Origin of the sequence: Streptomyces sp. SM1 (assembly GCF_002910825.1) — a bacterium.
Classification (GTDB): domain Bacteria; phylum Actinomycetota; class Actinomycetes; order Streptomycetales; family Streptomycetaceae; genus Streptomyces; species Streptomyces okerensis.
This window is the reverse complement of sequence record NZ_NEUB01000086.1, coordinates 1-7,122: the sequence shown is the minus strand read 5'-3', so window position 1 is coordinate 7,122 and position 7,122 is coordinate 1. Positions and strand designations below refer to the sequence as shown.

The 7,122-nt window shown below is 72.7% G+C and carries 9 protein-coding genes and 2 pseudogenes; 6 read left to right on the top strand and 5 right to left on the bottom strand.

Going from position 1 to position 7,122, the window contains the following annotated elements; all coding sequences use genetic code 11:
• Positions 1–828: trans-aconitate 2-methyltransferase (locus B9S61_RS01960; protein ID WP_103540630.1), on the bottom strand; the 828-nt coding region annotated here is incomplete at its 3' end.
• Between the two features lie 146 nt (positions 829–974).
• Between B9S61_RS01960 and B9S61_RS01955 the strand changes: the two genes are divergently transcribed.
• Positions 975–1,415, top strand: a complete 441-nt coding sequence (locus tag B9S61_RS01955) for an OsmC family protein (RefSeq protein WP_103540629.1) — start codon at positions 975–977, stop codon at positions 1,413–1,415.
• A gap of 70 nt (positions 1,416–1,485) precedes the next feature.
• On the opposite strand, the gene B9S61_RS01950 is transcribed toward B9S61_RS01955, so the two are convergent.
• The gene (locus B9S61_RS01950; protein ID WP_103540628.1) at positions 1,486–2,319 is read right to left on the bottom strand and encodes a hypothetical protein; all 834 of its coding nucleotides are present in this window, start codon (positions 2,317–2,319) and stop codon (positions 1,486–1,488) included.
• 329 nt (positions 2,320–2,648) lie between these two features.
• On the opposite strand from B9S61_RS01950, the gene B9S61_RS01945 reads away from it, so the two are divergent.
• Positions 2,649–4,085: an MFS transporter gene (locus B9S61_RS01945; RefSeq protein ID WP_258039507.1), complete on the top strand. Its 1,437-nt coding sequence runs from the start codon at positions 2,649–2,651 to the stop codon at positions 4,083–4,085.
• A 32-nt stretch (positions 4,086–4,117) separates the two neighbouring features.
• Here B9S61_RS01945 and B9S61_RS01940 read toward each other — a convergent pair whose 3' ends face one another.
• The 3 genes and pseudogenes from B9S61_RS01940 to B9S61_RS41970 form a co-directional block, all read right to left on the bottom strand.
• Positions 4,118–4,426: a hypothetical protein gene (locus tag B9S61_RS01940; protein WP_103540626.1), complete on the bottom strand. Its 309-nt coding sequence runs from the start codon at positions 4,424–4,426 to the stop codon at positions 4,118–4,120.
• Positions 4,427–4,586: 160 nt separating this feature from the next.
• Positions 4,587–4,775: pseudogene (locus B9S61_RS01935) on the bottom strand (ATP-dependent endonuclease); the annotation flags it as partial.
• 69 nt (positions 4,776–4,844) lie between these two features.
• Positions 4,845–5,015, bottom strand: a complete 171-nt coding sequence (locus B9S61_RS41970; protein WP_258039506.1) for a hypothetical protein — start codon at positions 5,013–5,015, stop codon at positions 4,845–4,847.
• 24 nt (positions 5,016–5,039) lie between these two features.
• On the opposite strand from B9S61_RS41970, the pseudogene B9S61_RS41965 reads away from it, so the two are divergent.
• From B9S61_RS41965 to B9S61_RS01915, 4 genes and pseudogenes are all read left to right on the top strand, one after another.
• A pseudogene (locus B9S61_RS41965) lies at positions 5,040–5,186 on the top strand (amidohydrolase family protein); the annotation flags it as partial.
• A gap of 414 nt (positions 5,187–5,600) precedes the next feature.
• Positions 5,601–5,765 (top strand): 50S ribosomal protein L33, encoded by a 165-nt coding sequence (rpmG, locus tag B9S61_RS01925; protein WP_103540631.1) that lies wholly within the window; start codon positions 5,601–5,603, stop codon positions 5,763–5,765.
• 37 nt (positions 5,766–5,802) lie between these two features.
• A complete protein-coding gene (gene ykgO, locus B9S61_RS01920; protein WP_019525784.1) occupies positions 5,803–5,925 on the top strand; it encodes a type B 50S ribosomal protein L36 in 123 nt (40 codons plus the stop codon).
• A gap of 142 nt (positions 5,926–6,067) precedes the next feature.
• Positions 6,068–7,122 (top strand): NAD(+)/NADH kinase (locus B9S61_RS01915; RefSeq protein ID WP_103540625.1); only part of this gene is annotated, 1,055 nt, incomplete at its 3' end.

Sequence of the window (7,122 nt, the reverse complement as noted above, 5' to 3'; positions counted from 1 at the left end):
GTGCACCTGTCGGAGAAGGCCGTCGAACCACCCGGCGAGGCCCGGCCCGAGCTCGGCGAGTCGCGGCGAGTCCAGATAGGCGAGGGCCACCTCGACGACATCCGCGTCGACCCGCCCCGTCGCCTCCAGCGCCGGCCGCATACGACTCCAGGTGTCGGACCAGAACCGGGCCAGGGGACTGCCGGGGAGTAGGGGCGGGCAGCACACCTCCGCGGCGACGTTCCGCAGCCCCTCCTCCCTCAGGAAGCGCGGATACGCCGGCACGCCGGAGATGTCGGTGCCGATCGTCGTCCACAGGGCCTGCCACATGGCGTCCATGGTGCGCCGGTACGCGGAGCCGGTGTCGAGGGCGTCGCGCAGTTCCACCGCGTCGCCGAGCACCAGCGTTCCGCCGGGGTTCAGCCAGCCGGCCAGCCGCGAGACGATCCGCCGGCGGCCGGGCAGGTGCATCAGGACGAACCGGGCGTGGATCAGATCGAACGTACCGGGCTCCAGCCGCTCGTCCGTGAGGTCGCCGGTGAGCACCCGCAGCCGGGGCCCGCCGAGGGAAGCGAGCGCGTCGGTGTCCCTGTCCAGGGCGACGACCTCCTCGGCCCCCGCCTCCTCCAGCAGCCACCGCGCGACCGTTCCGGTACCGGCGCCCACCTCGAGACAGCGCCGGCCGGGCCCCGCGCCCAGCATCCGCAGACGACGTGTGGTGAAGGGGTCGTACACCAGCGCGCCGGCGTCGATACGCCCGGCCTCGCCCCGGCGTTCCGGTTCGAACAGGTCCTCCCCGTACCGGCCTTCGCCGGCCGGTGCCCCGCCGGGAACACGCGAGTCGGTCATGACCGGACCTCCTGGCCTGCGGCACGCGGAGAGCGCGTGCCCCGCGCGGCGGGGCTTGCCCATCCACCGTCTCACAGCCCGGGCGGAGCGGCGCGCGGGCGGCCCGCCCGCCGCCGTGCGGGTCCCCGCCGTACTACTGTCGGCGCATGAGCGAAGACTCCCGGCGTTCCGTCGTCGTCGAACGGACCGGCACCGGCCGCTACGTCGCCACCAACCCCCGCGGCGGCACGATCCACTTCGGTACCGCCTCCGGCGACGGCCTGGACGCGCACTTCACTCCGGTGGAACTGCTGCTCGCGGCCATCGGGGGCTGTACGGCCGCGGACGTCGACGTGGCGACCGCCCGGCACGCCGAGCCCGACGGGTTCTCGGTCTCGGTCACCGGCGACAAAATCAGTGACGAACTGGGCAACCGCATGACCGGCCTGGTGGCCGCCTTCGACGTCACCTTCCCGGACGGTGAGGGGGCGGACCGCGCCCGCGCGATCCTTCCCCGCGCGGTGCGGACCTCCCACGACCGGCTCTGCACCGTCAGCCGCACGATCGAGATCGGCACCCCCGTCAGGACGACGGTCGGGGACGCCTGACGGACGTCCCCCGCCCGGAGCGCGCCGTCCTCCCCACGGCCACGGCCCGGACCGCTCCGGCCGGCTCCGTTCAGTCGATGCCGCTGGGTGTGGGCTGCGGGGTACGGCCCGCGAGGACGTCCTCGAGCCGCTCCGCGCCCTGCTCCACGGCGGTCGAGGTGGTGTCGTGGCCGGCGCCGTCGAGCCCGCCGTTGGTGACCGTGATCGCGTCCGCGCCGATCTGGACGGCGGCGACATCCAGGGTGAGGGTCACGGGGTCGCCGTTGCTCTCGCCCTTGACCGTCACGGTCAGTCCCTGCCGGAAGTCGCCGCTGTCCGGCAGCTTCAGCCCGATGACCTGGACCGTGCGGTCGCCGCTGCCGCCGCCGGTCAGCGTGAACTGGTCACAGGTGTCCGGAAGCGACTTCAGCCACTCCATCGAGTCGTCGAGGTCGGGCTTGTCGTAGGCGGCGACCTGGTAGAGCAGCCGGGAGTCGCCCTCCTGGAACCCGGTGAGCGCCGACGCCCCCGTCGGACGGCCCAGCAGCGTCTCGTCGTAGAGCGCGTCGACGAGACGCCGGCACTCCGAGGCGTCGCTCTGCCCGTTGACGAACTGGGCCACGTCGACGCTGCCGACCGGCAGGGAGTCCCGCCACTCCTGAGGGTTCTCCACCTGCGTCCAGTCGTCCTCGATGTCCTCCGGGGTGATCAGCGCGTTTCGCGCACCGGTCCCGGTGAGGTCCGAGGGGGAGGGCGAGGAGGTCCGGGCGGCGACGCCCCGCTCGGCGACCGTGGAGGCGGTCTCGGAGCCGGACGACGCACCGCCGTCCGTGCCGGAACAGGCTGCCGTGGCGAGCAGCGTCCCGGCGGCCAGGGCGAGAGCCAGGACACGGGCCGGACGGACGATCGGGCGAGGGGTGGTCACGAGTGCCTCCTGAGTACGGGACGACCGCCCGGCACCGACCTGCCCCGGGCGTGTTCTCCCCCGCCCCCACCGCATCACCGCTGCGCCCGGGCGACCAGCGCAGCGGAGGCATACAGGTGAGAGCGGACGGCCTCGCCCGGAGCCGACTGCCATGAGGAGCACCCCGGACCCGCGACGGCCGGAACCGGTCGCGGACGCTTCCAGGCGATCCACCGAAGGCGCTGGTACGTTCCCCTTTGTCACGGTATGTCACGGAAAGGAGCAAGGTCACGTCCTCCACCGACAACGGGGCGCCGCACGACACCGCGGCGGCCAAGCGGCACCCGGCCCTGTTCCGTGCCGTCCGGCGCCGCCGGAACCCGCGGCTGCGCCGGTCGGACATCACGGTGACGGACGAACGGGCGGTCAGGCGCGCGGTGAAGGCCGCCTCGCTCGGCAACGCCATGGAATGGTTCGACTTCGGCATCTACGCCTATCTGGCGGGGACCATCGGCCGTGTCTTCTTCCCCTCCGGGAGCGACACCGTGCAACTGCTCTCCTCCTTCGCCGCCTTCGCCGTCGCCTTCCTCGTACGCCCGCTCGGCGGCATGGTCTTCGGGCCGATGGGGGACAGGGTCGGCCGCAAGAAGGTGCTCGCGCTGACGATGATCCTCATGGCGATCGGCACCGCCGCCATCGGCATGCTCCCCAGCTACGCGGCCGTCGGCTTCTGGTCACCGCTGCTGCTGATCCTCTTCCGGCTGCTCCAGGGGTTCTCCACGGGCGGAGAGTACGGCGGTGCCTCCACCTTCATCGCGGAGTACGCCCCGGACCGGCGGCGCGGCTACTTCGGCAGCTTCCTGGAACTGGGGACACTGGCCGGCTACACCGGCGCGGCGAGCCTGGTCACGGGGCTCACCGCCTGGCTCGGCTCCGACACCATGGACGCCTGGGGCTGGCGCATCCCGTTCCTGGTCGCGGGGCCGCTGGGCATCGTCGGCATCTACCTGCGGCTGAGGCTGGACGACACGCCGGCGTACCTGAAGCTGGAGGAGGGCGGCGTCCGCGTCTCCGAGGCCGCGAACTCGGTGGAGACCACCGCCCGCGGCGACCTCGCCAGGATCTTCCGGCAGCACTGGCGCATGCTGATCCTGTGCATCGCGCTGGTCGGCGCCTACAACGTCACCGACTACATGCTGCTGTCGTACATGCCGACGTATCTCTCCGACGAGCTGCACTACTCCGAGACCCACGGTCTGCTGATCCTGGTGGCCACCATGGTGCTGCTGATGCTGATCATCAGCCAGGTGGGCCGGCTGAACGACCGGTACGGCCGCAAGCCGCTGCTGATGACCGGCATGCTGGGCTTCTTCGTGCTGTCCGCCCCGGCGTTCGTGCTCGTACGGCAGGGCAGCCTGATCGCCGTCTCGGCCGGCATGCTGATGCTGGGGCTGTCGCTTGTCTGTCTGCTCGGCACCATGTCGGCGGCGCTCCCGGCCATGTTCCCGACGTCCGTGCGCTACGGCTCCCTGTCGGTCGGCTACAACCTGTCGGCATCGCTGTTCGGCGGCACCACACCCCTGGTCATCACCGCCCTGATCGGTGTGACCGGCTCGGAGATGATGCCCGCGTACTACGCGATGGCCGCGGCCCTGGTGGGTGTCATCGCGGTGGCCTCCATGAAGGAGACGGCGCAGCAGCCGCTCGAGGGATCACCCCCGTCGGTGCAGAGCCACGAGGAGGCGGCGGCGATGGTGCACTCGAAGGCCCCCACACCGAAGTTCTGACGGACCCGCGGCCGGAGGCCGGGCCGGTGCGCTCAGTCCTCCGCCCAGCCGTCCTCCCGGACCCGGGCCGCCAGGTCCGTCCTGGCGCAGTCGGGCCGGCCCGACTGCTGGTACTTCTCCTTCACACGGTCCAGGTAGTACTCGGCGGTGTGCGGACTGGCCCCGGCGCGGCATGCGGTGGCCCCGAGCGTGAGTCCGGAGGCGTACGCGAGCAGTACCTGGCGCTCCTCCGGCGACAGCCTCGGCCGTGCCGGGTCCGCGTCGTGCGCCCAGCAGGACGACGTCGTACGGCACCGGTCCGGCACCCGGCGTGCCCGCGCCGACGGGACGTGCGGCCACATCACCGAGCCGTACCCGAGCCTGTGGACGCCCCGCTACGACCGTCAGTACAACTACACGAGCGTGTGGGAGTGACGCGGGGGGGGTGGTGCGGCGGGCACGGATGCCCGCCGGGCCACCCTCACGGCCGGACGACGGGGACACCGGCGCGAGCCGGGGCGGTCAGAGGCCGGCGAGCAGGCCGTCGAGCGGGGCGGGTACGTGCTCGGGGCCGAGGGCCTCGACGAGGACACGGCCGTACTGGATCTTGCGGCCCTTCTTCGTGCCGAGGAACCTCCGGAGCTGCTGCCGAGCGGGGCGCCCCCGCTGCGCGGGCTGACGCAGGAAGGTCCGCAGCGCGCGGTCGTCACCCCACCGCATCGCGGCCACGGGCGGCTCCGTGTCGGTGTCCACCGAGAGCGAGCAGAGCTGCGGCCAGGGCTATCCGCACACCTGGGCGCTGCGCGCACACGGCATCCCCGTCTCCCTCTCCATGGACACCAGTGTGTGGTGGAGCGGGGACCTGTTCTCCGCGATGCGGGCCACCCTCGGCGTGCCGACCGGGCGCGCGAACACCTCGAGGCGCACGCCGGCGGCGACACCGTCACCCACGTCCACCTCCGTGCCGAACAGGTCGTGCGGTGGGCGACCCGCGGCGGGGCGAAGGCGCTCGGCCTGGACGACAGGGTGGGCAGCCTGGAGGCCGGAAAGAAGGCGGACGTCGTCCTGATCAGGAACGACCACTCCCCGGTGATGTTCCCGCTGATCAACCCCTACGGGCACATCGCCTTCCAGGCCCAGCGCGCGGACGTGCACACGGTCGTCGTCGACGGGCGTGTCGTCAAGCACGACCACCGGCTGGTCGGCATCGACCTCGCCAGGGCCCGCAGGACCGCCGAGGCGACGGTCGAGCATCTGCGCGGACGGCTCGGCCCCGGGGCATGGGAACACGGGATGAACCCCGACTTCCCCGAGACGAAGATCCTGGACAACCCGTACACCTACACCGGCTACCGCAGCGCCACCACCCACGGAGGCCGACCCCGCGCGCCTCCCGGCGCGTACGCCGTGAGCCGTCGCCGAGCTGCTGCCCCGCGGCGTGGAGGTGCCCGGAATATCCCGCCCGCCGACGCCGTTGGATCCCCATGCTGGCATGCCCGAGTCAAAAGGATCGGGCGGTGGCGGAAGGAGCACCCCATGGCACGCAGCACCGTGCGGCCCGTCGTCAGGCTGAAGTCGGCAGCCGGGACGGGAGTCACCTACGTGACCCGCAAGAACCGTCTGAACGACCCCGACCGGCTCGTCCTGCGGAAGTACGACCCGGTCGCCGGGGAGCACGTCCTCTTCCGCGAGGAACGCTGACACCCGTCCCCGCGCAGTCCCGCGGAAGGAGACCGAGATGAAGGTACGCAAGTCCCTGCGCTCGTTGAAGTCAAGGCCAGGCGCCCAGGTGGTGCGCCGGCGGGGCGTGACATTCGTGATCAACAAGAAGGATCCGCGATTCAAGGCCCGCCAGGGCTGACGAGCCACCGCACCACCCGGACGGCCCGGTACCGCACACGCGGCACCGGGCCGCCGCGGCGTGGTGCGGCCCCCTGCGCACGCCCGCCCGGCCAGGATGGGGTGGCGCACGGACGAGGCGAGCGGATGCCCAGGAGGCGGACATGGCGGTGGACCGGGTCGGCATGGTCGTGCACGGCGGACGTCCCGAGGCCGCGGAGGCGGCACGCACGGTCCGGGCGTGGTGCGCCGCGAACGGCGTCGCCTGCAAGGACATCGACGTGTGGAACGACGGCGGACGGCACAGCGCCCGGGAGGAGGTGGCGGCGGCCGGCGACCCCGATCTCGTCGTCACCCTGGGCGGGGACGGCACCTTCCTGCGCGGGGCCCGGCTCGCCGCCGCCGTCGACGCACTGGTGCTGGGCGTCGACCTCGGCCGCGTGGGCTTCCTGACCGAGGTGCCCATGACCATGGTGCGAGCGGCGCTGGACGCCGTGCGTGACGACCGGCTCGACGTGGAGCGGCGCATGCTGCTGACCATGCGTGCCTCGCGCCGCCTGGAGGTGCCCTCGGACATCGAGGCGCTCATGCGCTACGGCCGGGGCCCGCTGCTGCCGCCGACCAGTGTGCGTTCCGACTGCGAGACGGGCGGCGAGTGGGGCGTACCGCTCGACGTGAGCGCCCTCAACGACGTCGTGCTGGAGAAGCTCGCCAGGGACCGGCAGGTCTCGGTCGGCGTCTACATCGCGGGCCGGCTGCTGGCCTCGTACTCCGCCGACGCGCTGCTGGTGGCCACACCGACGGGCTCGACCGCCTACAGCTTCGCGGCCGGCGGTCCCGTGGTCTCACCGGGCGCCGAGGTGCTGGTCTTCACACCGGTGGCACCGCACATGGCGTTCAACCGTTCGGTCGTCGCCGCCCCGGACGAGCCCGTCGGGATGCGGGTGCTCGAGCGCTCGGGCCGTGCCGCCGTCAGCATCGACGGACAGCTTCGCGGCGTGCTCGGCCCCGGTGACTGGATCGGCGTCTACGCCGCGCCGCGCGGACTGCGTGTCGCACGGCTCGGTCCGATGGACTTCTACGGCCGCCTCCGCGAACGGATGAACCTCACCGACGCGCCCGCCGCGGTGGCCGACGGAGCGCCCGCACCGCTCTGGCCGGTCGGCAGCCCGCCGCCGGGCGACCTGGCGCACCTCGACATGCCGTCCCACCCGGCGGC

Excerpts from the sequence above, each read along its gene's own strand:
- rpmG (WP_103540631.1), top strand. The coding sequence starts at position 5,601 with ATGGCACGCAGCACCGTGCGGCCCGTCGTCAGGCTGAAGTCGGCAGCC.
- ykgO (WP_019525784.1), top strand. The coding sequence starts at position 5,803 with ATGAAGGTACGCAAGTCCCTGCGCTCGTTGAAGTCAAGGCCAGGCGCC.
- B9S61_RS01955 (WP_103540629.1), top strand. The coding sequence starts at position 975 with ATGAGCGAAGACTCCCGGCGTTCCGTCGTCGTCGAACGGACCGGCACC.
- B9S61_RS01940 (WP_103540626.1), bottom strand. The coding sequence starts at position 4,426 with ATGTGGCCGCACGTCCCGTCGGCGCGGGCACGCCGGGTGCCGGACCGG.